Source organism: Streptomyces sp. NBC_00386, from assembly GCF_036063235.1.
Taxonomy (GTDB): domain Bacteria; phylum Actinomycetota; class Actinomycetes; order Streptomycetales; family Streptomycetaceae; genus Streptomyces.
In genome coordinates this window covers 9,109,851-9,135,282 of record NZ_CP107950.1, presented here as the reverse complement: position 1 = coordinate 9,135,282, position 25,432 = coordinate 9,109,851, and the positions used below count along the sequence as shown (strand labels likewise).

Here is a 25,432-nt window from a genome sequence, read left to right as displayed (position 1 = left end):
ACGGCGCGGGCAGGTACTGCGAACCACGACATCTGCCAGCGACGTTACACGGCGAGAGCGCCTCTCACCAGAGAGCGAAGGCCGTCAGGTGCGGCGCCACTGCAGACACACACGCCTCACGACGGCCCGATGTCCGCGTCCGGCCCCGGTCGTCGGGCAACGTCGTAACGCGGCCGCCCCATGGCTCATGGTCACGTACACCTGTCAGGGCAGCGCCGAAAAGGCTCGCGGACGGCGCCGCCCCACGTGACGCAGAACACGATGAGAAGACGCGGTCACTTCGTGTGCGACGTGCGGGGCGCCGCCGTTCGGATTGGCGGGCGGGGCGCAGAGAGTCGACGCGGGCACTGTCGCAGGTCGTTGACTGTCCGTACGCTGACAAGTCAGGTAGCTTCAGGCGTGATCGACGGGGGGGACCGTCATGTCCTGGGATCATCAAAGTGCTCGTGACGGCTTCGTCGTTCCGCCGATGCCGGCCGCGCCGCCGCCCGCTCCCGCCAACCTCTGGCGGGCCCTCGCGGTGGCGTTGCTCAACCTCAGCGGACTCGGGCTCGGTTATGCCGTCGTGCGGCGCTGGGGGCTGATGGCCGTCTGCTGGGTCGCGACGGCGATCCTGCTCGTGGTGGCCCTGCCCGCGGACCCCGACGGGGTCCCGGGCACCGCGCTCGTGCTCTACCTGGTCTTCCTGGCGCTGGCCGCCGCGCACGGCGCGTCCGTGGGCCTGCGGGCCCGGTTGGCGCTGCTGCCCAGCGCGTTGATCGCGGCGGTGCTCGGCGTCGTCCTGCTGGCCGTGCCCGCGGGGGGAGTCGTCCTGTACGACGGAGCGCGCGACGAGGCGACGGAACGGATGCTCCTCGACCGGCTCGACCGGGCCGACAAGCTGGTCGGACAGTCCGGGAAGCAGGACTTTGCGACGGCCGAGGCCGGCTATCGCCGCGCTCTGGCCGCCTACAGCGCGCTCGGCGAGGACCACCCGGGCTCACGCGCGGCCCGGCGAGTGCCCGACCGGCTCAAGACCTACTACGCCACCGTCGCCGCCCCGTACGCGCGAAAGGACTACTGCTCCGCCGTACCGCCCTTGCAGTACCTGCGTACGCTGCCGGGCACCATGGACAAGAAGGCGCTGGGAAACCTCGCCCACTGGCCCGACGACCGGCTGGCCACGTCGCTCTACGCCTGCGCGGCGGCGTCCCTGAGCGGCGGGGAAGCGGGCTGGACCGCACAGTTCGGCGAGCTGCTGTCGACCTTCCCCAGGTCCGCGCAGGCCGGGAAGGTCGAGCCCGCCGTGAAGAGCGCGGTCGACAAGGTGGTCGGCGCCGTGGGCGGCGACGACCCGTGCACCGCCGTGAAGCGGCTCGGCACCCTCGACACCCAGGTCCGCGGACTGCCCGGGGAAAAGGCCGGTGTGGCCGACGCCCTCGGAAAGGACGCCGACCGGGCCTCGCAGAGCGCGCGTTCGGGCGCGTACGCCTGCGGTGTCGACCAGTACAAGGACGGGAGCTTCGCCGACGCCGTCACCACCATGAACGACTTCGCCAAGAACAACCCGCACCACAAGAACCGGGCGCGCGCCCAGAAGATCGCCATCGCCGCGGAGGTCGCGCAGACCGTGCCCGCGGCCGGGAAGCGTCTGCCGACGACGGCGTCGGGCGGCAGCATCACCGTCACGGTCAAGAACGACAGCCCCGACGAGGTAACGGTCCTGTACACGGGACCTGTGACGGGGAGCTTCAACCTCAAGGCCTGCGGGGGCTGCTCCTCGTACTCGCTGGGCAGCACGCTGGGAATCGGCTTCAAGCCGTGCAGCGACAGCGGCAAACACTACCCGCAGCGGACCATCCATCTGCCCGTCGGCACCACCTACTTCGTGCACAAGTCCCGGAGCGGCACCGGGAAGTCCCCCGCCTCGGACACCGCCAAACTGTCACCGGGCTACATCTACACGGAGTGTGCGTACACCACCACGAGCTTCGGTTACTGAAACGGTGACGGGGCGCCCGGCGCGAGTCCGGGCACCCCGTCATCGGCGCAGGCCACGCGGCACGGACCACACCTCACAAGCCCCGGAGCAGCGGTGTGTGGAGCGCGTAACCCCCGGTGATCGAGCGGCGTGACAACCGCGTAATGGGTCCTTCGTAGCGTCGGTGGAGGAAGGTACCGATCACACGGAGGGCCGCTCGTGACCACGACCACCCAGCAGGTGCGGACGGTCTGCTCGTACTGCGGTGTCGGCTGCGGGATGGTTCTCGACGTCGGTATGGGGCCCGACGGACGGCGTACGGTCCTGAAGGCGTCCGGCGACAAGGCGCACCCCGCCAACTTTGGGCGTCTGTGCACCAAGGGCGCGACCACGGCCGACATGCTCGCCGCTCCCGGACGTCTGTCCTCGGCCCTCGTGCGCGCCGAACGGGGAGCGGAGGCCGAGCCCTCGCCGGTGGACGCGGCGATCGCCGAGACGGCCCGTCGGCTCCGCGCGGTGATCGACGAGCACGGCCCGGACGCCTTCGCGTTCTACGTGTCCGGGCAGATGAGCCTGGAGGCCCAGTACCTGGCGAACAAGCTGGCCAAGGGTTTCGTCGGGACCAACCAGATCGAGTCGAACTCCCGGCTGTGCATGGCCAGCGCGGGCACCGGATACAAGCTGTCGCTGGGCGCGGACGGCCCGCCCGGCTCCTACCAGGACTTCGAGCACGCCGACGTCTTCCTCGTGATCGGCTCCAACATGGCCGACTGCCATCCCATCCTGTTCCTGCGGATGATGGACCGGGTCAGGTCGGGCGGCGCCCGGCTGATCGTCGTCGACCCGCGGCGCACCGCGACCGCCGACAAGGCGGACCTGTTCCTGCCGGTCCGGCCCGGCACGGACCTGGCGCTGCTCAACGGTCTGCTGCACCTGCTGTACGAGAACGGGCACACGGACGAAGCCTTCATCGCCGCGCACACCGAGGGATGGGAGGCGATGCCGGAGTTCCTGGCCGACTACCCGCCCGCCACGGTCGCCGCGATCACGGGCGTGGCGGAGGACGACATACGCGAGGCGGCCCGGCTCATCGGCGAGGCCGGGGAGTGGATGAGCTGCTGGACCATGGGCCTGAACCAGTCCACGCACGGCACCTGGAACACCAACGCGCTGGTGAACCTGCACCTGGCGACGGGGGCGATCTGCCGGACCGGCAGCGGCCCGTTCTCGCTGACCGGCCAGCCCAACGCCATGGGCGGCCGGGAGATGGGATACATGGGTCCGGGCCTGCCCGGACAGCGGTCGGTGCTGGTCGACGCGGAGCGCGCCTTCGTCGAGGAGCTGTGGGAACTGGCCCCCGGCACGGTCCGCGAGGACGGGGTCGGTCAGGGCACGGTCGAGATGTTCCGGAAGATGGCCGACGGGGACATCAAGGCGTGCTGGATCATCTGCACCAACCCCGTCGCGTCCGTGGCCAACCGCAAGACCGTCATCGAGGGCCTGGAGCGGGCCGAGTTCGTCGTCACCCAGGACGTGTTCGCCGAGACGGAGACCAACGCGTACGCGGATGTCGTCCTGCCGGGGGCGCTGTGGACCGAGACCGAGGGCGTCCTCGTCAACAGCGAGCGCAATGTCACGCTCGCCCGGCCCGCGGTGGATCCGCCCGGGGAGGCGATGGCGGACTGGCGGATCATCGCCGCCGTCGCCCGCGCGATGGGATACGAGCGGGGCTTCTCCTACGACAGCGCGGAAGAGGTCTTCGAGGAGATCAAGCGCGCCCACAATCCGAAGACGGGCTACGACCTGCGGGGCGTCAGCTACGAGCGGCTGCGCTCCACCCCGGTGCAGTGGCCCTCCGCGCGCGAGGACGGTCCCGACCGCAATCCGATCCGCTACGTGGAAGAGGACGGCGGGGGCCCGGTGTTCCCCACGGCGAGCGGCCGGGCGGTGTTCCACGCCCGCCCGCACATCGCTCCCGCCGAGATGCCGGACGACGACTACCCGTACGTCCTGAACACCGGCAGGGTGCAGCACCAGTGGCACACCCTCACCAAGACGGGCAGGGTCGCCAAGCTGAACAAGCTCAACCCCGGGCCCTTCGTGGAGCTGCACCCGGACGACGCCGCCGCGCTCGGTGTCGCCGACGGCGACTCGGTGGAGGTCGCCTCCCGGCGCGGCAGGGCGGTGCTGCCCGCGGTGGTGACCGATCGGGTACGGCCGGGCTGCTGCTTCGCGCCCTTCCACTGGAACGACCTGTTCGGTGAATACCTGAGCGTCAACGCCGTCACGAGCGACGCCGTGGACCCGCTGTCCTTCCAGCCGGAGTTCAAGGTGTGCGCGGTGTCGCTGACCAAGGTGGCGACTCCGGTGTCCGTGACGGCACCGCGAACGGCCACGGTCGCGGCCGCAGTCACGGTCACGACGGGACCCGGGAGCGGGGCCGGCGCGGTTCCGGCCCTCGCGGCGGCCGCCGTGACCGGGAGGCCGGGCCTGCCGGCCGCCCTGCCCGCGGGTCCCGCGGGCGTCTTCGGGCTCGAGCCCGCCCCGCCACCGGTCCTGGCAGAGCACGAGCGGCGGTATCTGGTCGGCTTCCTCGCCGGCATCGAACCGGGCGCTCCCGGCGTACCGGTGCTGCCTCCGGGCGCGCCCTTCAGCCCCGAGCACGCCCTGTGGGTGAACGGGGTGCTCGCCGGCATGTACTCCCGGGCCGTTCCGGGAACACCGCCCCCGGCCCCGGCGCCCGCCGGCCCCGTCCGGGAGGTCGTCGTCCTGTGGGCCTCGCAGACCGGCAACGCCGAGGAGTTCGCCACGGCCGCCACCGACCGGCTGACCACCACCGGGCACAAGGCCACTCTGGTCGGCATGCACGACGCCCACCCGGGGGAACTCCCCGCCGGCGCCGATGTCCTCCTGATCACGAGCACCTTCGGTGACGGTGACGCGCCCGACAACGGCTCCGGGTTCTGGGACGCCCTGGCCGCTCCCGACACTCCCCGACTGGACGGCCTGCGCTACGCGGTCCTCGCGTTGGGCGACTCCTCGTACGACGACTTCTGCGGGCACGGCCGCCGCCTCGACCGGCGCCTCGACGAACTGGGGGCCGTACGCCTCGCACCGCGCACCGACTGCGAACCCGACTACGGGTCCTCGGCCACGGCCTGGCTCGATCAGGTCCTCACCTCCCTGACCGACGACACCGTGGAGACGGCCGCGCCGGGAGCGTCCCCTCCCCCGGCACCGCCGTCCGCCGCCCCGCCGAGGAGGCCGGGCCCCGTCACCGCCCGTCTGGCCGGAAACCGGCTGCTCAGCCTGCCCGGCGCGGGCAAGGAGGTCCGGCGCTTCACCTTCGACACCCGCGACAGCGAGACCCCGCTCGTGTACCAGGCCGGCGACGCCCTCGGCGTACGCCCCGTCAACGGCCCGGAACTCGTCGCGGAATGGCTGGCCGCGACCGGACTCGCGCCGGACGGCACCGTGCGTCTGGAAGGCGGCGGGGAGGTGCCCTTCCACGACGCCCTGCACCGGCATCTGGACATCACCCGGATCACTCCCGGGATGCTGCGCTTCGTCGCCGAACGCACGCACGACCGGGTCCTGAAGAAGCTCCTGCGCCCCGACAACAAGGACGAACTGGCCCAGTGGTCCTGGGGCCGTCAGGCGGTCGACCTCATCGCCGAACACCCGGTCCGGGCGGACGCCCAGGAGTGGGCCGACATGCTGAGGCCGCTCCAGCCCCGGCTGTACTCCATATCCTCCAGCCCGCTGACCGACCCGCACCTCGTCTCGCTCACGGTCTCCGTCGTCCGCTACGAGAACCACGCCGGACGACCGCGCCAGGGCGTCTGCTCACCCTTTCTCGCCGACGCGGCCCCCGGCACACCGGTACCGGTCTTCGTCCAGTCCTCCCCGAGGTTCCGGCCGCCGGTCGACCCCGCCACCCCCATGGTGATGGTGGGCCCCGGCACCGGGGTCGCGCCCTTCATGGGTTTCCTGCACGAACGACGGGCCCTCGGCCACCGCGCGCCCAACTGGCTGTTCTTCGGAGAGCAGCACCGGGCCACCGACTTCTACTACGAGGAGGAGCTCGCCGGCCTCCTCGCCGACGGCACCCTCGGCCGCCTCGACACGGCCTTCTCCCGCGACCAGCGCGCCAAGGTCTACGTCCAGGACCGGATGCGCGAGCACGGTTCCCAGCTGTGGTCCTGGCTCCGCGACGGAGCGCACTTCTATGTGTGCGGCGACGCCTCCCGCATGGCCAAGGACGTCGACCAGGCCCTCCGGGACATCGCCGTCGCCCACGGCGGCCACAGCGCGGAGGGCGCCGCCGCGTACGTCAAACAACTCGCGGCCGAGAAGCGGTACGTCCGCGACGTGTACTGATCGAGGCGGGCCCCGCCGAACGCGGGGCCTCGCTCCCGCTCAGGGCGCGAGGCCGCCGTCGGGCATGAAACCGAGGTCGACGGGCGTCGTGGGCGGACCGTCCCGCCGTACCGAGGCCAGCAGTTCCGGAAGCCGGGGCGGCCACAGAGGTTCCGCCGCTTCCGAGAGGTCGCGCGGCGACCACCATCTCCCGCCGAGAATGCCTTCCGCCGCCTGCGAGGCGGCCAGCTCACCGCCCGGCTGCCTGCGAGGGCCGTACGCGAGGAAGATGTGCTCGTACTGCCGTACGGGGACACCGACGCGGGTGAAGTCGTGTTCCCAGAAGCACAACGCCGTGCCGCCGGGCTCGATGTCCGTCCAGCCCGTCTCCTCCCGCACCTCGCGCACGGCGGCCTGGAGCGGGGTCTCCCCCGGATCCATTCCGCCGCCGGGCAACGCCCAGTGGACGCCGACCTCCTCGTTGTCGTACCGGAACATGAAGACGGCGCCCGCCGGGTCCAGCACCGCGACTCTGGCTGCCTGCCTGGGTATCCGCATCGGTTCACCCTGACAGAGCCGGGCGGGGCTGTCTGTCGATCAGCCCGGACGGCGTCGGCAGAGCACCACCAGGTCGGCGTATTCGCCCGGGGTGAGGCTTCCCGGGCTGTCCTCCCAGCGGCGGGCGAAGGCCCCGCCCGACGGCTGAGATCTGGATCACCGAAACCAAGAGGTCAAGGTCACAGGCTTCGCCTCTGCTGTCGCCCTAGCGGTCTGACCTAGCATCCGAGCATGACAGTCCTGCCCAACGACGGGCTCGCGCTGGCCGCCGAGTTCCCTTCCGCGACCCATGACCAGTGGCAGCTCCTGGTAGAAGGCGTGCTGCGCAAATCGGGCAAGGAGGCCTCGGGCGCGGCAGCCGAAGACGTGCTGACCACAACGCTCGAGGACGGTCTCGCCTCCAGGCCCCTCTACACCGCGCGTGACACAGCCGCCGACGCCGGTTTCCCCGGCTTCGCCCCGTTCGTCCGGGGCAGCAGGCCCGAGGGCAACACCGCGGGCGGCTGGGACGTACGGCAGCGGCACACGGCGGCGGACAACGCCCTGGTCCTCGGCGACCTGGAGAACGGCGTCACGTCGCTGTGGCTCACGGTCGGCGAGGGCGGCATTCCGGTCCCCTCGCTCGAAGCGGTCCTGGACGGCGTCTACCTCGATCTGGCGCCTGTCGTCCTCGACGCGGGACCTGACGTCGAAGCGGCGGCCCAGGAGTTGCTGCGGCTGTACGCGGCACGAGGCGTCGCGCCGAGCGCCGCGCGCGGCAACCTCGGCGCGGACCCGCTCGGCCACGAGGCCCGTACGGGGGCCCCGATGGACTTCGCCGCGGTCGTCCCGCTCGCCGCGCGGTGCGCCGCCGAGTACCCCGGACTCCGGGCGCTGACCGTCGACGCGCTCCCGTACCACGAGGCGGGCGGCTCGCCCGCGCAGGAGCTGGGCGCCTCCCTGGCGACCGGTGTCGCCTATCTGCGCGAGCTGACCGAGGCGGGCCTGTCCGTCGAACAGGCCTGTGCGCAGCTGGAGTTCCGGTACGCCGCGACCGCCGACCAGTTCCTGACGATCGCCAAGCTGCGGGCGGCGCGCAGGCTGTGGGCCCGGATCGCCGAGGTGTGCGGGGCGCCGGGCGCGGGTGCGCAGGTGCAGCACGCCGTGACCTCGCCGGTGATGATGTCGCGCCGCGACCCGTGGGTGAACATGCTGCGCGCGACCATCGCGACGCTCGCGGCCGGTGTCGGCGGCGCCGACTCCGTCACCGTCCTCCCCTTCGACCACGCTCTCGGTCTGCCGGACGCGTTCGCGCGGCGCATCGCCCGCAACACCTCCACGATCCTCATCGAGGAGTCGCACCTGTCCCGGGTGATCGACCCGGCGGGCGGCTCCTGGTACGTGGAGAAGCTGACCGACGAACTCGCCCACGCCGGCTGGGAGTTCTTCCAGGGGATCGAGCGGGACGGCGGCCAGGCCGCGGTCCTGCGCTCGGGCCGGCTGGCGCGCGACCTGGCGGACACCTGGGCGGCCCGTTCGGTCAAGCTCGCCAAGCGGCGCGAACCGATCACCGGCGTCAGCGAGTTCCCGCATCTGGCGGAGCGCCCGGTGGAGCGCGAGCCCGCTCCCGAGGCACCGTCCGGCGGACTGCCGCGGGTGCGCCGCGACGAGGCGTACGAGGCGCTGCGGGCCCGGTCCGACGCGCATCTCGCCGCCACCGGGGCCCGCCCCCGGATCTATCTCGCCACGATCGGCCCGGCCGCCGCGCACACGGCGCGGAGCACCTTCGTCGCGAACCTGTTCCAGGCCGGCGGCATCGAGGCCGTCACGGACGGCTCGTTCGAGGACAGCGGTGCCACCGAGGCCTGCCTGTGCTCCAGCGACGCGCTGTACGAGGAGCGGGCCGTGAGCACCGCCGAGGCCCTCGCGGCGGCCGGGGCCCGGCACGTCTTCCTGGCCGGCCGCCCCGCGGGGTACGCCGGTGTCGACTCCTATGTCTTCGCGGGCTGCGACGCCGTCGCCGTCCTCTCCGCCACCCTCGACCGCATGGGAGTGTCCTGATGGGAATCCCCGACTTCTCCGGAATCGAACTGGGGACGCCCACCACCGAAGGCAGCGCCGACGAGTGGAGTGCCGCCGCAGAGAAGGCCACGGGCGGGAGCGAGGCGTTCTGGGAGACCCCGGAGGGCATCGCGGTCAAGCCGCTGTACACCGGCCGTGACACGGAAGGCCTGGACTTCCTGGACACGTACCCGGGCATGGCACCGTACCTGCGCGGTCCGTACCCGACGATGTACGTCAACCAGCCCTGGACCATCCGCCAGTACGCGGGCTTCTCCACGGCGGAGGAGTCCAACGCCTTCTACCGCCGCAACCTCGCCGCGGGCCAGAAGGGCCTGTCGATCGCCTTCGACCTTCCCACGCACCGCGGTTACGACAGCGACCATCCGCGTGTGACGGGCGACGTCGGCATGGCGGGCGTGGCCATCGACTCCATCTACGACATGCGGCAGCTCTTCGACGGCATCCCGCTGGACAAGATGACCGTGTCGATGACGATGAACGGCGCCGTACTGCCCGTCCTCGCGCTGTACATCGTGGCGGCCGAGGAACAGGGCGTGCCGCCCGAGAAGCTGGCCGGGACCATTCAGAACGACATTCTGAAGGAGTTCATGGTCCGCAACACCTACATCTATCCGCCGAAGCCGTCGATGCGGATCATCTCCGACATCTTCGCGTACACCTCGCAGCGGATGCCGCGCTACAACTCCATCTCGATCTCCGGGTACCACATCCAGGAGGCGGGCGCGACGGCCGACCTGGAGCTGGCGTACACGCTCGCGGACGGCGTCGAGTACATCCGGGCGGGCCGCGAGGCGGGCCTGGACGTGGACGCGTTCGCGCCGCGGCTCTCGTTCTTCTGGGCGATCGGCATGAACTTCTTCATGGAGGTCGCCAAGCTGCGGGCGGCGCGCCTGCTGTGGGCGAAACTGGTGAAGCAGTTCGACCCGCAGAACGCCAAGTCCCTTTCCCTGCGCACCCATTCGCAGACCTCCGGCTGGTCGCTCACCGCGCAGGACGTCTTCAACAACGTGACGCGTACATGCGTGGAGGCCATGGCCGCCACCCAGGGCCACACCCAGTCGCTGCACACCAACGCCCTGGACGAGGCGCTGGCCCTGCCGACCGACTTCTCCGCGCGGATCGCCCGCAACACCCAGTTGCTGATCCAGCAGGAGTCCGGCACGACCCGGGTCATCGACCCGTGGGGCGGCAGCGCGTACATCGAGAAGCTGACGTACGACCTCGCTCGCAGGGCCTGGCAGCACATCGAGGAGGTCGAGGCGGCGGGCGGCATGGCGCAGGCCATCGACGCCGGCATCCCCAAGCTCCGGATCGAGGAGGCGGCGGCCCGCACCCAGGCCCGCATCGACTCCGGCCGCCAGCCGGTCATCGGCGTCAACAAGTACCGGGTCGAGACCGACGAGAAGATCGACGTCCTCAAGGTCGACAACTCCTCCGTGCGCACGCAGCAGATCGAGAAGCTGCGGCGGCTGCGGGCCGAGCGCGACGAGCGGGCGTGCCAGGACGCGCTGGAGGACCTGACGCGGGCGGCGGGCGGTGAGGGCAACCTGCTGGAGCTGGCGGTGCGCGCGGCCCGCGCGATGGCCACCGTCGGTGAGATCTCCGACGCCCTGGAGAAGGTGTACGGGCGGCACGCGGGCCAGATCCGTACGATCTCCGGGGTGTACCGCAACGAGGCAGGGGAGTCCCCGTCCGTGGACCGCACCCGCACCCTGGTGGACGCGTTCGAGGAGGCCGAGGGCCGTCGCCCGCGCATCCTGGTCGCCAAGATGGGCCAGGACGGTCACGACCGCGGCCAGAAGGTGATCGCGACCGCCTTCGCCGACCTGGGCTTCGACGTCGACGTCGGCCCGCTGTTCCAGACGCCGGGCGAGGTCGCCCGCCAGGCGGTGGAGGCGGACGTGCACATCGTGGGCGTCTCGTCGCTGGCCGCGGGGCATCTCACCCTCGTCCCGGCGCTGCGCGAGGAGTTGGCGGCGGAGGGCCGCGAGGACATCATGGTCGTGGTCGGCGGGGTGATCCCGCCGCAGGACGTGCCGACGCTGCTGGAGATGGGCGCGGCGGCGGTCTTCCCGCCCGGGACGGTGATCCCGGACGCGGCGTACGACCTCGTCCAGCGGCTCTCTGCCGACCTCGGGCACGACCTGTGATCCAACTCGACACCTATGTCAAGGGTGTGCTCGACGGGAAGCGGGCGCTGGTCGCCCGCGCCATCACACTCGTCGAGTCCACCCGGCCCCAGCACCGGGCGCTGGCGCAGGAGTTGCTGACCGAGCTGCTCCCGTACAGCGGGAAGGCCCGGCGGATCGGCGTCAGCGGGGTGCCGGGCGTGGGCAAGTCGACGTTCATCGACGCGTTCGGCACCATGCTGACCTCGCTGGGGTACCGGGTCGCGGTGCTCGCCGTCGACCCGTCCTCCAGCCGTACCGGCGGCTCGATCCTCGGCGACAAGACCCGTATGGAGCGCCTGGCCGTGGACCCGGCCGCGTTCATCCGCCCCTCCCCCACCGCCGGCACGCTCGGCGGGGTGGCGAAGGCGACCCGCGAGTCGATCGTGGTGATGGAGGCGGCCGGCTACGACGTGGTACTCGTGGAGACCGTCGGCGTCGGCCAGTCGGAGACCGGGGTCGCGAACATGGTCGACTCCTTCCTGCTGTTGACGCTGGCCCGCACCGGGGACCAGTTGCAGGGCATCAAGAAGGGTGTCCTGGAGCTGGCCGACGTGATCGCCGTCAACAAGGCGGACGGCCCGCACGCGCGCGACGCCCAGTCCGCCGCGCGTGAACTCGCGGGCGCCCTGCGGCTGATGCACGGCAGGGACGCGGCCTGGACGCCTCCGGTGCTGAGTTGCAGCGCCCGCGAGTCGGCCGGCCTGGACACGGTCTGGGACCGCCTGGAACAGCACCGCACACTGCTCGACTCGACCGGCCGTCTCGCCGAGAAGCGCCGTGACCAGCAGGTGGACTGGACCTGGACGATGGTCCGGGACGAGCTTCTCGGCCGCCTGCACTCCGATCAGGCCGTCCGGGCGCTCGCCCCCGACCTCGAACGGCAGGTACGGGAGGGCGGGTTGACGGCCACACTCGCGGCGGAACGCATTCTGAAGGTGTTCGGCGGCGAAGGCCGCTGAGTCGGACGGCGGTGGCGGGGCAGGTCGGAGCCCGGCCACCGCTCACACCCGCGGTGACCCGCGACGGGCCCGGCTCCCCGCAGCCGTCCGTCGCGGCCCGTACAGGACGACAGGCCCCCGGAAGGATTCCGGGGGCCTGCGGTGTAGTCGGTTCACCGAGCAAGTAGGCGACGGCCAGGGCGAGTACACCGGCCGCGAGGCCGACGAGCGTGCCTCGCACGAGCAGGTGTCCCTCGCGTCAGTGACAGGGGAAACCGAGCAGGTGGCGGGCGTCGTGCACCCACTCGTGGACGTTCTCGCCGGAGACGACGGAGGTGGCGCCCTGTTCGGCGCCGACGAAGTACAGCAGGACCAGCATCAGGATGCCGAAGAAGGCCGCCCAGGGGACGATCGCACCGATCGGCAGTTTGGCGGGAAGAGCGGGGGTGGTGGCTGTCGGCGGAGCGACGGTCTGCGCCATGGCAGGACCTCCTCGGGAGTTCGCGTCCCATCTCGGTGGTGCACAGGATGACGCCTACGGGTCTGACTCACGGGCGCCCAGCATGGCTGGAGCGTCTCGTTCACAGTGGCGCGACCGTGCCGGATCTCCACCGGCTTCCGTCTTGACGTCATCGTTATCGGACCGACCGTACCGCGTGGCGCGTACCTGGCCAAGACCGCGCCGACCGGGGTGATCTTCCTCTCGTCCCGGGTGACGCGCTGTGCTCAGTCCTGCCCCGCCGTGTCCCCGCCGGTGCCTGACTCGTCGTCGGACAGCCCGAGTTCACGCTCACCGAGGGGAGAGAAGAAGCGCTCGACGTCGGCGTCGGTGACCTCGGCGAGCGTGGCCGGGGACCAGCGCGGCTCGCGGTCCTTGTCGATGATCTGAGCCCGGACACCCTCGACCAGGTCGGGGGCGGACAGGGCCGCGCAGGAGACGCGGTACTCCTGGTCCAGAACGCGCTCCAGGGATCCGAGCCGCCGGGCCCGGCGCAGGGCGGCCAGCGTGACCTTCAGGGCGGTGGGCGAGTTGCCGAGGAGAATCTCCGCCGTCTCCTTGGCGGCCGGGTCGTCCGCCGCGAGCAGGCGCCGGATGATCTCCTCGACGGTGTCGGCGCTATAGCAGGCGTCGATCCACTCGCGCCGCTCCGCGAGTTCCGCCGGTGGCGCGGGCCGCGCGTGAGCCGCCACGGCCTCCGGTACGGGCCGGTCCGCGAGGTCGGACACGAACCGCCGGAGCGCGGAGGACGGCAGATAGTGGTCGGCGAGGCCGCACAACAGCGCGTCGCCTGCGCCGATGGAAGCGCCCGTGAGGGCGAGGTGGGTGCCAAGTTCGCCCGGGGCGAGGGCGAGCAGGTAGGTGCCGCCGACGTCGGGGACGAAACCGATGCCGGTCTCGGGCATGGCGACGCGGGAGCGTTCGGTGACGATCCGGACGCTGCCGTGCGCGGAGATTCCGACGCCGCCGCCCATGACGATGCCGTCCATGACCGCCACGTACGGCTTGGGGTAGCGAGCGATACGGGCGTTGAGGTGGTACTCGTCGCGCCAGAACGCGGCGGACGCGGTGCCGTCCCCGTCGCGCGCGTCGTCGTGGACGACTCGGATGTCGCCGCCCGCGCACAGCCCGCGCTCCCCGGCGCCGGTGATGACCACGGTCCCGACGGCCGGATCGTGCTCCCAGCCGGTGAGCGCCCGGTCGATGCGGCGCACCATCGCGTGGTTCAGCGCGTTCAGCGCCCTGGGCCGGTTGAGGGTGATGTGGGCGACCCGCCCCTCGGTGCGCAGCAGGACGGATTCCCCGGCGGCGCCCGGTACCTCGGTGCCGCTCATCCGAACGCCTCCGTCAGGCGGCGGGCCACGATGACGCGCATGATCTCGGTGGTTCCTTCCACGGTCCGGTCGCGTCGCAGGTCACGACGTCGTCCTCGCTACCGTACCCACCGAGTGATCGAACAGCCTGTGCCGTCAGCCCTCTTCCCCGTCCCGCAGCACGTACAGCCCCGGCAGGTTGACCACGATCGCCTCCTGGGTGCTGCGGGCGATGACGACGACGGCCTCCTGTGCGGGGTCGGGGTTCTCCTCGCGGTGCGGCACGAACGGCGGCACGAAGATGTAGTCACCGGGTGAGGTGCGCAGCCGCACTTCCTCGGGTTCTTCCCCCGAGTCGTCGAGGAAGACGAACTCGGGGTGTCCGCTGACCACATAGATGGCGGTCTCGGAGGCTCCGTGGTGGTGGTCCGAGGAGGCGGTGGAAGGGGCGACGTGGGTCTGGCCCATCCACAGCTTCTCGGAACCGGTGGTGCCGCTGACGGCGGCGAATCTGCGCATGCCACCGGTCTGCGCCGTGTCACCGTCGAGGGCGTCGGCGCGGATGTGGTGCAGGCGGGTGCGCAGGGGGCGTACGGACTGCGTTTCGGCGTCCGGGAGATGGGGGTGGAAACCTTCGCCGGGGGTTGTCGACGGCTCGCTCATGGAGGGGACGCTAGAGCGGCCCGGAAAAGGATGTCAAGAGGTATCCATTGCGCTTCACCTGCGGCAATGTTCCCGCAATGTACGTGGGGAACCCGTGGAGACCCCGTCGGCGCACACCTGGTCGGGCATCATGGGCCCATGCATATCTCCGCGAAGGCGGACTACGCCACGCGAGCTCTGCTGGAGCTCGCCCGCGAACCGGCCCGCCCGCTCACCTGTGAGGCCATAGCATCCTCGCAGCATGTTCCGTTCCGCTTCCTGAAGTCCGTGGTGGGCGAGTTGCGCAGGGCCGGCCTGGTACGCAGCCAGCGCGGCTGCGAGGGCGGGTACTGGCTCGGCCGGCCCGCCGACGAGATCACTCTGCTGGACGTCGTACGCGCCGTGGACGGTGAGCTGATCACCTTGCGGGGCGAGCCACTGGCCGGACTCGACTATCCGGGGGCCGCGTCCGGACTGCCCGGGGTCTGGCGTCGTATCGAGGCGGACGCCGCGGCGGTACTGGGCGGGACGACCCTGGCCGCGCTGCTGCCCGCCGAGGCGGCCGGGCGGATGGGCCACAAGGGAGCCGCGTGACCCGCCCGCCGGACCGGCCGATCGTGGAAGCGGTGGAGGCGGTCGACACCGTGCAAGCGGTGGAGGTGGTGGAGTACACCGACCCGCTGTGTCCCTGGGCCTGGGGATCGGAGCCGGTGTTCCGCAGGCTCCGGGCCGCACTGGCGGGCCGGGTCCGCTGGCGACGCGCGTACTGCGTCCTGTTCGACCACGACGACGACCCGCCACCCGATCCCGCCGCGGAGACCGCCTGGTACACGCGGTACGTCGAGGACATCAGCGCTCACACGGGGGCACCGCGGGCACGGCGGCTGAGCCGGGTCGCGGCGAGTTCGTGGCCGTCCTCGCTGGCGGCCAAGGCCGCGGAGCGTCAGGGCGACGAGGTCGCCGGGCGGGTGCTGCGGCGCCTGCGGGAGAGCGTGTTCGTGCTCGGAGAACCGGCGGACACCCCGGCGCTGGCGTTGTCCGCGGTCCGGGGTGTGCCCGGCCTCGACCATGAGCGGCTGGCCGCCGACGCGGCGTCAGCATCCGTACGGGAAGCGGTACTTGCCGACCGCTCCGAGGCACGCCGGCCGGTCGGCGAGGTGCTGTCAGTGCGCGGTGGTTCGCCGCATCCCGGTGCCGCCAAGGAGACCGACGACGGCGGGTACCGCTACGCGCTGCCGACGCTGCTGGTCCGCGCTCCCGCGGGGCGGCGCGTCGTACCCGGCTGGCGGCCGTACGAGGAGTACGCGGCGGCGTTCGACGAGCTGAGCCCCGGGCTGCTGACGGAGCCCGCGCGGCCGGCTCCCCCGGAAGCGCTGGCGCGGTACCGGAGCCTGACCGGCCCGGAGGCGGAGGTGTTGAGCGACGGACCGTGGCCTCCCGGGGACGCCGTGCGCGTCGAGACCGGCAACGGCCCCCTGTGGCTGCACCCGGACGAGGCCGCCGTGCACCCGGCGCGCGACCGCGGCACTCCCGCCTTTCCCTGAGCGCCTCCTGACGGATGGTCAGGGCGGCGGAGGGTGGCCGTGAAGCCCTCTCCCGTCCCTGCCGGTGCTCTGATCAGCGGTCAGAACCCGTCCCGCCCAATGAGACACCAAATGGTGTCCATTGACAGCCGCCGAGAACCGGCCCCAGGATGTGCACCATGCTCACGACGCACCCCGGCGTGGTGTGCCGCTACGTGGACCTGCGGCGCACCTGCAGCGCACTCTGTCGCTGACCGCCCGCCAGCCGCGGCCCCCAGGCGCCTGACGCCCGTCCCGCCGACTCCGGCACCGGCCCCGAGCCGACTCGCCGCCCGGCCCCCGTCATCGCGCGCCGTTCTCCCAGCGTTTCGTCGTTTCCGCTCCCCGGCCTCCCGGCCCTCCCCGCGATCCGCCGACGCCTCCTGCCCTGAACGCGGCATGCCCCCGTGCGCACCGAAGCACACACAGGCATGCGCGTCTTCGGCCTGCGTGGCGTCCGTCCGCGGGGCGGGCCGCCCTCGCTCCCCGCCCGCCGCCCCGGCGCGGCGGGAGCCTTCGCAGAAAGCAATCCGATGCCCGGACGTCTCACGCCCCGCACCCCCGCCACGGCCTTCCGTTCCGCCCCTCGACCCGGCCGGCTGCGCGCCGCCGCCCTGGGCACCGCCCTCGCCACCGTGCTCGTCCCCGCGCTCAGCGCCTGCGGCGGCGAGACCTCCTCGTCCGCCGGCTCCGCCGCGCTGAAGTGGACCTCCTCCTACTTCCCCGCCCACTGGGACCCGGTCGTCAGCGGCAGTGGCGCACAGTTCCGTGAACTCGCGCTGGTCTACGCCTCGTTGACGCGGACGGACGAGAACGGAAAGGCCGTCCCCGACCTGGCCAAGAGCTGGGACTACAACGCCAAGGGCGACGTGGTCACCTTCCATCTGCGGCCCGGCCTGAAGTTCAGCGACGCCACGCCGGTCGACGGTGCCGCCGTGAAGGCCGCGATCGAACGGGCCAAGAAGCAGAAGAACTCCGCCCTGTTCGGCGACCTGACCTCGATCACGTCGGTCGACGCCAAGGGCCTCGACGCGGTGATCCACCTCAGCCAGGTCGACTACCAGATACCCCAACTGCTGGGCGAGCGCGTCCTCCAGATCGCCAGTCCGAAGGCGGCGGCGTCCCCCGCCAAACTGGACCAGGGCCCGGTCGGCGCCGGCCCGTTCACCGTCACCCAGCTCGTCCCGGGCACCAAGGCCGTCCTGAAGAAGAACCCGGACTACTGGGACGCCAAGAACATCCACATCGACACCGTCGAGCTGAGCTCCGCCCCCGACGCCTCCACCGTCGTCTCCGGACTCCAGACCGGCGTCTACAACTTCGCCGACATAGCCCCGAGTCAGGCCGACGCGGCCAAGAAGGCCGGACTCGACGTCTTCGTGCAGCCCGGCTTCAACGCCTCCAACCTCAGCCTCAACACCAACAAGGCGCCGTTCGACGACGACAAGGTCGTCGACGCCGTCCGCTACGCGATCAACCGTCAGGAGTTCGTCGACAAGCTGACCTTCGGCTACGGCTCGGTGACCAACCAGCCGTTCCCGAAGGGGTACGTCGCCTTCGACCCGGAATCGGCCGACACCTACGCGTACGACCCCGCGAAGGCGAAGAAGCTTCTCGCCGAGGCCGGCCACAAGGCCGGTGACCTCAAGCTCAACCTGGTCATCCCGGCCGAGGACCCTCAAGCCGAGATAGTCCAGGCGCAGTTGGCGAAGGTCGGCATCACCGTCACGATCAAGATCGACAAGAACTGGGCCACTCCGTTCTTCGCCAAGGACCTGACGTTCTCGCTGTACGGCACCACGGGCCGTGACTCCGCGGCGCAGACGCTCACCGCGCACTTCGGCCCGAACGGCCCGCTCAACCTCAGCTCGCCCTACGAGCCGTCCGGCTTCGAGGCGGCCATCGCCAAGGTCCGCCGGACCCCGCTGGACTCGCCCGACTACGCGAAGGTCCTCCAGACGGCGACCCGGGCCGGCCTCAAGAGCAAGGCGCTGGTCTTCACGTACTCCTCGCCCAACCTCATCGCCAAGAGCAAGAGCATCTCCGACCTGCCGAAGAACCCCGCCCACATCGACTGGACCGGCGTGACCATCGCCGGCGGCAACTGACACTCCGTCCATCACAGAGAGGGGGCAACCCATGACGACGACGGAGACAACGGCCCCGCCCGACGTCCGTCTCCCGGCCGCCGCGGCCCGGACCCGGTACACCCTGGGCCGCGTCCTGGCCACCCTCGCCCGGTCGGTCGCGATCTTCGTGCCCGTCTTCCTGGTCGCGACGTTCGTGACGTTCGCGCTGCGGTCGCTGAGCGGACTCAGCCCGGCGCGCATCCAGCTGGGCGAGGAAGCGACTCCCGAGGCGGTCGCCCGTGTCGAGGCCCACTGGGGCCTCGACCGGCCCTTCCTCGTCCAGTACGGGGACTGGTTCGGTGACGTCCTGCACGGCCGGCTCGGCACGAGCTGGACCAACGGCGCCGACATCTCCACCCTCATCGGCCTCGGCCTGGGCGTGAGCCTGTCGGTGGCGACCTTCGCGCTGATCATCGGTGTCGTCGCGGGCTTCGGTCTCGGCACGCTCGCGGCGGTGCGCCGCACCACCTGGGTCGACCGCGCGATCACCGGCTTCGTGACGGTGATCTCGGTGATGCCGGCCTTCGTCGTCGGCATCGTGCTCGTCGCCGTCTTCTCGGTGGGGCTGCACCTGTTCCCGTCCGCCGGATACATACCGGCGGAGCAGGGGTTCGGGCCGTGGCTCGCGCACATCACCCTGCCCGCCGTGGCGCTGAGCTTCGACGTCGTCGCCGATGTCGCCCGTCAGCTGCGCGGAAGCCTCGTCGGGGCCTACCGCGAGAACTACGTGACCGGCGCGGTGGTCCGCGGGCTCGGTCCGCGCCGGATCTTCTTCGGCCACGTGCTGCGCAACGGCCTCGGGCCCGCGCTCGCCACCCTCGGCCTGAAGTTCCCCGCCCTGGTCGGCGCCTCCGTCGTCACGGAATGGATCTTCGGACTCCAGGGTTTCGGACGGTTCGCCAACGACTCGGCGCAGGCCGGGGACGTACCGGCCGTGCAGGGCGTCCTCGTGGTGTCGATCGTCCTGGTCGTCGCCTTCAACCTGCTCGTCAACCTGGTGCTGGCCCGCGTGACGCCGGCCTCCCGGCGGGGGGTGTGACCATGGTGCGCCGCGTCCTCGCCCTCACCTCCGGCCGGATCGCCCTGGCCGTCCTCACCGCGATCGCCGTGCTCGCCGTGTTCGGGCCGCTGCTCGCTCCGCAGAGCCCCCTGGCGACCAGCGACCATCCGCTCGCCGCCGCCTCCGGCGCCCACTGGCTGGGGACCGACTACCTCGGCCGTGACGTGCTGAGCCGGCTCCTCGACGGCTCCCGCGTCAGCGTCCTCGGCTCGCTGGAGGTCGCGTTCACGGCCCTGGCCATCGGCGCCGTCCCCGGCATCCTGTCGGTCCATCTCGGCCGGGTCTTCGAATGGGTCACCCTCCGGCTCGCCGACACGCTGGTCGCCCTGCCGTTCCTGCTGTTCGCCGTAGCCGTGGTCGCCCTGCTCGGCAACGGTCTCACCCAGGCGATGCTGGTCACCGGCGCGCTGGTGTCCCCGTTGTTCTACCGCGTGGCCCGCGCCGCCACCCTGGCCGTCGCCCGCTCGCCGTACGTGGAGGCCGCGATCATCTCGGGCGCCTCGACCGGCTGGATCGTACGCCGTCACATCTGGGGCAAGGTGCTTCCGCCGATCGCGGTCGCGCTCGCGCAGACGGTCGGGGTCGGCTTCGTCATCGTGTCGAGCCTGACCTTCCTCGGGATCGGGGTACAGCCTCCCGCACCCACCTGGGGCGGCCTGCTCGCCTCGGATCTGGGCTACCTCAGCCACCAGCCGTGGGCACCGCTCGCCCCCGCCCTGCTGATCATGGTGACCGTCTGGGCCTGCAACCTCCTCGCCGACGCCGTCCGCGACGTCTCCGGCGAGGCGGGCCGCACACCGGCCGCCGACCGCGGCGCACGGGCCGGCCGTCGCACCGACCGCCGCACCGAGGCCGACCCCGCTCCCGCAGGAGGTGCGCGATGACCACCCTGTCCGAGAAGCTCCCCGCCCAGGCCGAGGCGACCGAGGAAGCCACCGGACCCGGTCCCGGAGAGCCGGCCCGGTCTCCGTCCCCGGTGCTGGCCGTACGCGATGTGCGCATCGGCGACCCGGCCACCGGCCGGGAGATCGTGCACGGCGTGAGTTTCGCGCTCACGCCCGGCCGTGCCGTCGGCATCGTCGGCGAGTCCGGCAGCGGAAAGACCCTCACCTGCCGTGCCGCGCTGGGCATCCTGCCCGGCCCCTTCGAGATCACCGGCGGCTCGGTGGAGATCGACGGCAGCGACATCGCCGGCCTGTCCCCCGCCCGGTGGACGGACCTGCGGGGCGCGACGATCAGCGCGGTCTTCCAGGACCCGGCGTCCTATCTCAACCCCTCGATCCGGGTCGGGGCGCAGATCGCCGAGGTCGTCCGGGTCAAGAAGGGACTGAAGCGGCGCGCGGCCCGACGCCGGGCGGTCGAACTGCTGCGGTCCGTCCACCTGCGGGACCCGGAACTCGTCAGCTCCCAGTACCCGCACGAGCTGTCCGGCGGCATGCTCCAGCGGGTCCTCATCGCCGTGGCGATCGCCGCGGGACCGCGGATCCTCGTCGCCGACGAGGCCACCACCGCGCTCGACGTCACCGTCCAGGCCGAGATCCTCGACCTGCTCGCCGATCTGCGCGAGCGGACCGGACTGGCCCTCGTCGTGGTCTCCCACGACCTCGCCGTCGTCGCCCAGCTGTGCGACGAAGTCCTCGTCATGCGCCACGGCGAGGTGGTCGAACAGGGCCCGACCGAGGACGTGCTCCACCGTCCGCGGCACGAGTACACCCGGCTGCTGATCGCCGAACACCAGCAGTACGGCCTGGAGAAGTTCCTCGCGCCCGAGGAGGACGCATGAGCACCGAGACCGCGAGGACCGAAGCCGCGGACACCGAGACCGTGAACGCCGGAACCACGGACACCCAGGCCTTGAACTCCGGAACCACGGACACCGAGACCGTGGAACCCGGAGTCACGGGCACCCAGGCCGTGAGCACCGGCCCGGCCGCGGGGCCCACCGCCTCCGGGGAGCCGACCCGGCCCGTCCTGGAGGTCACGGACCTCGAAGTGCGCTACGGACCGCGCCGGCGGCGCCGGCACGCGCTGCGGGGTGTCTCGCTGCGCGTCGTGCCCGGCGAGACCGTCGGGATCATCGGCGAGACGGGCTCGGGCAAGTCCACCCTGGCGCGGGCCGTGCTCGGCCTGGTGCGCGCCTCCGCGGGGTCCGTCGTCGTCGACGGCGAGGACGTGACGGCCTACGGCGGGCGCCGGTGGCGCGCGCTGCGCCGCCGCGGTCTGGTCCAGTACGTCTTCCAGGACCCGCTGCGCAGCCTCGACCCGGACCTCACGATCGAAGCCTCCCTGGCCGAGCCGCTGCTCGTCCGGGGTGTGTCCCGCGACGAGGCCGCACGCCGGGTCCGCGCGTTCCTCGCCCGCGTCCAGCTGTCCGAGGACCTGCTCGACCGGCTGCCCGGTGAGCTCTCCGGCGGGCAGCGCCAACGCGTCGCCGTGGCACGGGCGTTGGTCACCGAACCGCGTCTTGTCATCCTCGACGAGCCGGTCAGTGCCCTGGACTCCGCCAACCGCGTCCAGATCCTGCGGATCCTCCAGGAACTCCGCGACGAGGGTGTGGCCCTCGTCTTCATCTCCCACGACCTCGGTTCCGTCGCCGGGATCGCCGACCGCATCGCCGTGCTGTACCAGGGCGAGCTGGTCGAGACCGGCGCCGCCCGCGATGTCATCGGCCGGCCCCGGCACCCGTACACCCGCCTGCTGGTCCGTTCCGCGCCCACGCTGCACTCGGCCCCGGCCGACCGGGCCGAACGCGCCGCCCTGCGGGCCCTGCTGAACGTCTGAACCCCACGAGAGACAGGAAGAAACGCCATGCCCCGCACCATCCATCTCGCCCTGCACCCCTACGGTGTCGGCGGTCCCGGCCAGCACGGTCTGTGGAAGGACCCGCGCGTGGCGAAGAACGCCAGCATCGACATCGACTACTACATCCGGCTGGCGAAGGCGGCCGAACACGCCCTCTTCGACGCGCTGTTCATCGTCGACAGCCAGTTCATCAACGCCACCTATCCGGCGCACTACCTCAACCGCCTGGAACCGCTGACCCTGTTGTCCGCGGTCGCGACCCACACCCGGCACATCGGCCTAGTCGGCACGGCGAGTTCGACGTACAACTCGCCGTTCAACCTGGCCCGCCGGTTCGCCTCCCTCGACCACATCAGCGGCGGTCGGGCCGGCTGGAACGTCGTCACCAGCTTCGACACCGGTACGTCCCGGAACTTCGGGCTCGACGAACACCTCGACTACACCACCCGCTACGGCCGCGCCCTGGAGTTCGTCCGGGTCGCCCGCGGCCTGTGGGACTCCTACGAGGACGACGCCTTCCCGGCCGACGTGGACCGGGGCGTCTTCCTCGACCCGGCCAAGCTGCACGCGCTCGACCACGAGGGCGAGCACTTCAAGGTGGCGGGACCGCTCAACCTCTCCCGTTCCCCGCAGGGCCAGCCGGTCATCTTCCAGGCCGGGGTCTCCGAGGAGGGCCGTGACCTGGCCGCGCAGGTCGCCGAGGGCATCTACGCACCGGGCGGCTCCCTCCAGCAGGCCCAGGAGTACTACGCCGACGTCAAGAAGCGCACCGCTTCCTACGGCCGGAACCCCGACCACATCAAGATCTTCATCCACGGGAGTCCGGTCGTCGCCGCCACCGACGAGGCGGCCCGGCGCCGCGAACGGGAGATCTTCGAGGAGGACAACGACTTCGACCGCAACCTCGCCCTGCTCGGCCGCTCCTTCGGCGCCTACGACTTCAGCGCGCACGACCTGGACGCGCCGTTCCCCGATGTCGCGCACCTCGCGGAGAAGGGTGGCCGCACCGGAGCGTCCGCCCTCATCGAACGGGCCCGGACCGAGGGCCTGACCCTGCGTCAAGTCGCGGAGTCCGTCAATCAGTTCCGCGGCTCGCCGTTCGTCGGCGCCCCGGAGACCGTCGCCGACACCGTGGAGAAGTGGTTCGACGCCGGCACCTTCGACGGCATCAACCTCGCCTTCCGCACCGAGGACGAACTGAACCTCTTCGTCGACGGTGTCGTCCCGATCCTCCAGAAGCGCGGACTGTTCCGCACCGAGTACGCGGCCGACACCCTGCGCGGCAACCTCGGCCTGCCCGTCCCGGCCAACCGCCACACCCGCGAGCCGCAGCTCGTGAGCGACTGAGATTCGCGCCGCGACCGGCCGGTGGACCACGCCTTCGCCTCCACCGGCCGGGTCCACCGGCCCGCTCACCCGGCAACCGGCCGGCACGGCGGCCCGACACCGAAAGGCCGACATCCCATGACGAGCGAGCGACCACGTTTCAGGCTCGGCTTCCTCACCCACGTCCAGGGACGCGATCCCGACATCGCCCGCACCTACCGCAACGCGCAGGAACTGTTCACCGTGGCGGACGAACTCGGCTTCGACGTCGGCTGGGTCGCCCAGCACCACGTCTCCCTCGGGGGCGGTGGACTGTCCTCGCCCTGGACCTTCCTCGCCCACGCGGCCGCGCGGACCACCCGGATCCGGCTGGGCACCGCCGTCACCGTCCTCCCGCTGGAGGATCCGGTCCGGCTCGCCGAGGACATCGCCACCGTCGACGCCCTCAGCGGCGGCCGCGTCGAGATCGGCGTGGGCAGCGGATCGAGCGCCCTGGAGTACGCCGCGTTCGGCAAGGACGCCGGCCGCAAGCGCGAACTGACCAGCGAGAACCTCGACGTCCTGCGCCGGGCCCTGGCCCACGACGACGTGGGCACACCCGGCTTCCGCATCCAGCCCCGCCCCGGCGACTTCGGCCGCCGCTTCTGGCAGGGCGTCTTCAGCGCGCAGGGTGCCGAGTACGCCGCGCGCAGCGGCTCGAACCTGCTGCTCAACCGGGCGGCCTACGGGTTCGACGCCCCCATCGACGAGGTGCAACGCCCCTGGGCCGACGCCTTCCTCGCCGCCTGGGACCAGCCGCACCGCCCGCGCATCGGCCTGTCCCGCTTCGTCTTCCCGGCCAAGGACCGGCGCACGGCGCTCCGCGCGATCGGCGACGACGTGCACCGGGCGGCACTGCGCATGGCCGAGAGCGGCGCGTTCCCGGAGGGCCTCGGCCCGGACGAGGCGCTGCGCCGCTTCCACGCCTTCTACGGCCATCCCGACGACATCGTCGCAGCCCTGGGCCGCGAGAAGGTCCTGCCCGTCGCGACCGACCTGATCACCCAGTTCAACCCCGCCGTCCCCGACCACGACGCCTCCGTCCGTGCCCTCGAACTCATCGCGACCGAGGTGGCACCCGCGCTCGGCTGGAAGCCCGCGCACACGGACGAGCCCGCATCCGCAGGAGTATGAGATGACCCAGTACAGCGACCACCACGGGCCCGAGGGGCTCCTCGTCCGCGGCACGATCCTCGTGGTGCCCGGTCGCGGCGAGACCCGGGCGACCTACGCGCGCTTCGGCGGACGGCTCGCCGCCGACGCCTACCGCGTCCGGGTGATCGACCCCCCGGCCCTCGACGCCGAGGACCCGACCGCTTCCCTGGCCGATCTGGCGGCCCGGCTCGCCGACGCCGTGGAGGGCACCTCCTCGAAGGAGGGTGTCGTACGGCCTGTCGTCCTCGTCGGGGTGGACTCGGGGGCCGTCGCGCTCGCCGCGCTCCTCGGCGGGGCGCAGGCTCCGGCCGCCTGGTGGCCGGACGCCCTCGTCCTCGCCGGCCTTCCCGGCCCGTCCGCGGAGACCGGCGAGGGCGTCGGGACGTGGGACGACGAGCTCGACGTCCGCACCTCGTGCCCCACTCATCGGGGCAACCTCTCCCAGGACCCACAGGTACGGCGAGGGTCACTCAACGACGCGATACCGGAATTCGTGCTCGGCGCGGCCTACGACAGCGAGACACCCGTCCCTACCCTGCTGCTCGTCGGCGACTCCGATCCGCTCGCCGACGACGAGGCGCTCGCCCGTCTGGCCAAGTCGCTGCCCCTGGCCCGCCTTTCGGCCGTGCGCGGCGCCCACCACGACGTCCTCAACGACCTCCAGCACCGCTCGGTGGCGGCCGAGGTCATCACCTTCCTCGAAGCGCTGCGGGGTGGTGACCCGCGGCCGCTGATCACCGTGCGCTCGAGCGCCTGGTGAGGGCTCGCGGTGCGGTCGCGGCGGGTGAACTCTCCCGCCGCGACCGCACCGCCCTTCGCCGCACACCCGCTTCACGTAACCGAATCCCGACCCGG

General features: G+C 71.8%; 19 protein-coding genes. 15 read left to right on the top strand and 4 right to left on the bottom strand.

The features are described 5' to 3' along the window. Positions 1-421: 421 nt before the first annotated feature. Entirely contained in the window at positions 422-1,981 is a 1,560-nt protein-coding gene (locus OG780_RS39970; protein ID WP_328456639.1) for a hypothetical protein, read from the top strand. Positions 1,982-2,239: 258 nt separating this feature from the next. Further along, positions 2,240-6,340 (top strand): molybdopterin-dependent oxidoreductase, encoded by a 4,101-nt coding sequence (locus tag OG780_RS39965; protein WP_443062350.1) that lies wholly within the window; start codon positions 2,240-2,242, stop codon positions 6,338-6,340. Positions 6,341-6,379: 39 nt separating this feature from the next. On the opposite strand, the gene OG780_RS39960 is transcribed toward OG780_RS39965, so the two are convergent. Further along, positions 6,380-6,877: an NUDIX hydrolase gene (locus OG780_RS39960; RefSeq protein ID WP_328456635.1), complete on the bottom strand. Its 498-nt coding sequence runs from the start codon at positions 6,875-6,877 to the stop codon at positions 6,380-6,382. 231 nt (positions 6,878-7,108) lie between these two features. Here OG780_RS39960 and OG780_RS39955 point away from each other — a divergent pair, with 231 nt between their 5' ends. Genes OG780_RS39955 through meaB form a run of 3 tightly spaced genes read left to right on the top strand, consistent with a single transcriptional unit; the run spans position 7,109 to position 12,071 of the window. After that, the gene (locus OG780_RS39955; protein ID WP_328456633.1) at positions 7,109-8,917 is read left to right on the top strand and encodes a methylmalonyl-CoA mutase family protein; all 1,809 of its coding nucleotides are present in this window, start codon (positions 7,109-7,111) and stop codon (positions 8,915-8,917) included. Continuing rightward, entirely contained in the window at positions 8,917-11,091 is a 2,175-nt protein-coding gene (gene scpA, locus OG780_RS39950) for a methylmalonyl-CoA mutase (protein ID WP_328456631.1), read from the top strand. The genes OG780_RS39955 and scpA overlap by 1 nt, the downstream gene beginning before the upstream one ends. Next, positions 11,088-12,071 (top strand): methylmalonyl Co-A mutase-associated GTPase MeaB, encoded by a 984-nt coding sequence (meaB, locus tag OG780_RS39945; RefSeq protein WP_328456629.1) that lies wholly within the window; start codon positions 11,088-11,090, stop codon positions 12,069-12,071. The genes scpA and meaB overlap by 4 nt, the downstream gene beginning before the upstream one ends. 238 nt (positions 12,072-12,309) lie before the next feature. On the opposite strand, the gene OG780_RS39940 is transcribed toward meaB, so the two are convergent. The 3 genes from OG780_RS39940 to OG780_RS39930 form a co-directional block, all read right to left on the bottom strand. After that, positions 12,310-12,531 carry a CbtB domain-containing protein gene (locus tag OG780_RS39940; protein ID WP_326784383.1) on the bottom strand — a complete coding sequence of 74 codons (222 nt, stop codon included), beginning with the start codon at positions 12,529-12,531 and terminating at the stop codon, positions 12,310-12,312. Between the two features lie 245 nt (positions 12,532-12,776). After that, complete coding sequence (locus OG780_RS39935; protein WP_328456627.1) at positions 12,777-13,883, bottom strand: enoyl-CoA hydratase/isomerase family protein; 1,107 nt, start codon at positions 13,881-13,883, stop codon at positions 12,777-12,779. A gap of 135 nt (positions 13,884-14,018) precedes the next feature. Then, positions 14,019-14,525, bottom strand: coding sequence for a cupin domain-containing protein (locus OG780_RS39930; RefSeq protein WP_328456625.1), 507 nt, complete (start codon positions 14,523-14,525; stop codon positions 14,019-14,021). 138 nt (positions 14,526-14,663) lie between these two features. Between OG780_RS39930 and OG780_RS39925 the strand changes: the two genes are divergently transcribed. The 10 genes from OG780_RS39925 to OG780_RS39880 all read left to right on the top strand — a co-directional run bounded on the left by OG780_RS39925 (position 14,664) and on the right by OG780_RS39880 (position 25,337). Further along, positions 14,664-15,098 carry an RrF2 family transcriptional regulator gene (locus tag OG780_RS39925; RefSeq protein WP_328456623.1) on the top strand — a complete coding sequence of 145 codons (435 nt, stop codon included), beginning with the start codon at positions 14,664-14,666 and terminating at the stop codon, positions 15,096-15,098. Between the two features lie 32 nt (positions 15,099-15,130). After that, entirely contained in the window at positions 15,131-16,048 is a 918-nt protein-coding gene (locus tag OG780_RS39920; RefSeq protein WP_328458707.1) for a DsbA family oxidoreductase, read from the top strand. Between the two features lie 551 nt (positions 16,049-16,599). Then, entirely contained in the window at positions 16,600-18,174 is a 1,575-nt protein-coding gene (locus OG780_RS39915; RefSeq protein ID WP_328456621.1) for an ABC transporter substrate-binding protein, read from the top strand. A gap of 31 nt (positions 18,175-18,205) precedes the next feature. After that, positions 18,206-19,234 (top strand): ABC transporter permease, encoded by a 1,029-nt coding sequence (locus OG780_RS39910; RefSeq protein WP_328456619.1) that lies wholly within the window; start codon positions 18,206-18,208, stop codon positions 19,232-19,234. 2 nt (positions 19,235-19,236) lie between these two features. Next, the gene (locus tag OG780_RS39905; protein ID WP_328456617.1) at positions 19,237-20,139 is read left to right on the top strand and encodes an ABC transporter permease; all 903 of its coding nucleotides are present in this window, start codon (positions 19,237-19,239) and stop codon (positions 20,137-20,139) included. Further along, the gene (locus tag OG780_RS39900) at positions 20,136-21,038 is read left to right on the top strand and encodes an ABC transporter ATP-binding protein (protein WP_328456615.1); all 903 of its coding nucleotides are present in this window, start codon (positions 20,136-20,138) and stop codon (positions 21,036-21,038) included. Before OG780_RS39905 ends, OG780_RS39900 begins: the two co-directional genes overlap by 4 nt. 131 nt (positions 21,039-21,169) lie before the next feature. After that, the gene (locus OG780_RS39895; protein WP_442814229.1) at positions 21,170-22,036 is read left to right on the top strand and encodes an ABC transporter ATP-binding protein; all 867 of its coding nucleotides are present in this window, start codon (positions 21,170-21,172) and stop codon (positions 22,034-22,036) included. 27 nt (positions 22,037-22,063) lie between these two features. After that, positions 22,064-23,404 (top strand): LLM class flavin-dependent oxidoreductase, encoded by a 1,341-nt coding sequence (locus OG780_RS39890; protein WP_328456611.1) that lies wholly within the window; start codon positions 22,064-22,066, stop codon positions 23,402-23,404. 117 nt (positions 23,405-23,521) lie between these two features. Next, entirely contained in the window at positions 23,522-24,556 is a 1,035-nt protein-coding gene (locus OG780_RS39885; protein WP_328456609.1) for an LLM class flavin-dependent oxidoreductase, read from the top strand. A 1-nt stretch (position 24,557) separates the two neighbouring features. After that, positions 24,558-25,337 (top strand): serine aminopeptidase domain-containing protein, encoded by a 780-nt coding sequence (locus tag OG780_RS39880; RefSeq protein ID WP_328456607.1) that lies wholly within the window; start codon positions 24,558-24,560, stop codon positions 25,335-25,337. The last annotated feature ends 95 nt before the right edge of the window (positions 25,338-25,432 follow it).

What these genes read in the sequence shown, in the direction of transcription:
- OG780_RS39880 (WP_328456607.1), top strand. Translation starts at nt 24,558, where the DNA reads ATGACCCAGTACAGCGACCACCACGGGCCCGAGGGGCTCCTCGTCCGC.
- OG780_RS39885 (WP_328456609.1), top strand. Translation starts at nt 23,522, where the DNA reads ATGACGAGCGAGCGACCACGTTTCAGGCTCGGCTTCCTCACCCACGTC.
- OG780_RS39965 (WP_443062350.1), top strand. Translation starts at nt 2,240, where the DNA reads ATGGTTCTCGACGTCGGTATGGGGCCCGACGGACGGCGTACGGTCCTG.
- OG780_RS39955 (WP_328456633.1), top strand. Translation starts at nt 7,109, where the DNA reads ATGACAGTCCTGCCCAACGACGGGCTCGCGCTGGCCGCCGAGTTCCCT.
- OG780_RS39910 (WP_328456619.1), top strand. Translation starts at nt 18,206, where the DNA reads ATGACGACGACGGAGACAACGGCCCCGCCCGACGTCCGTCTCCCGGCC.
- OG780_RS39970 (WP_328456639.1), top strand. Translation starts at nt 422, where the DNA reads ATGTCCTGGGATCATCAAAGTGCTCGTGACGGCTTCGTCGTTCCGCCG.
- scpA (WP_328456631.1), top strand. Translation starts at nt 8,917, where the DNA reads ATGGGAATCCCCGACTTCTCCGGAATCGAACTGGGGACGCCCACCACC.
- OG780_RS39900 (WP_328456615.1), top strand. Translation starts at nt 20,136, where the DNA reads ATGACCACCCTGTCCGAGAAGCTCCCCGCCCAGGCCGAGGCGACCGAG.
- OG780_RS39930 (WP_328456625.1), bottom strand. Translation starts at nt 14,525, where the DNA reads ATGAGCGAGCCGTCGACAACCCCCGGCGAAGGTTTCCACCCCCATCTC.
- OG780_RS39935 (WP_328456627.1), bottom strand. Translation starts at nt 13,883, where the DNA reads ATGAGCGGCACCGAGGTACCGGGCGCCGCCGGGGAATCCGTCCTGCTG.
- OG780_RS39915 (WP_328456621.1), top strand. Translation starts at nt 16,600, where the DNA reads ATGCCCGGACGTCTCACGCCCCGCACCCCCGCCACGGCCTTCCGTTCC.
- OG780_RS39940 (WP_326784383.1), bottom strand. Translation starts at nt 12,531, where the DNA reads ATGGCGCAGACCGTCGCTCCGCCGACAGCCACCACCCCCGCTCTTCCC.
- OG780_RS39890 (WP_328456611.1), top strand. Translation starts at nt 22,064, where the DNA reads ATGCCCCGCACCATCCATCTCGCCCTGCACCCCTACGGTGTCGGCGGT.
- OG780_RS39960 (WP_328456635.1), bottom strand. Translation starts at nt 6,877, where the DNA reads ATGCGGATACCCAGGCAGGCAGCCAGAGTCGCGGTGCTGGACCCGGCG.
- OG780_RS39925 (WP_328456623.1), top strand. Translation starts at nt 14,664, where the DNA reads ATGCATATCTCCGCGAAGGCGGACTACGCCACGCGAGCTCTGCTGGAG.
- OG780_RS39905 (WP_328456617.1), top strand. Translation starts at nt 19,237, where the DNA reads ATGGTGCGCCGCGTCCTCGCCCTCACCTCCGGCCGGATCGCCCTGGCC.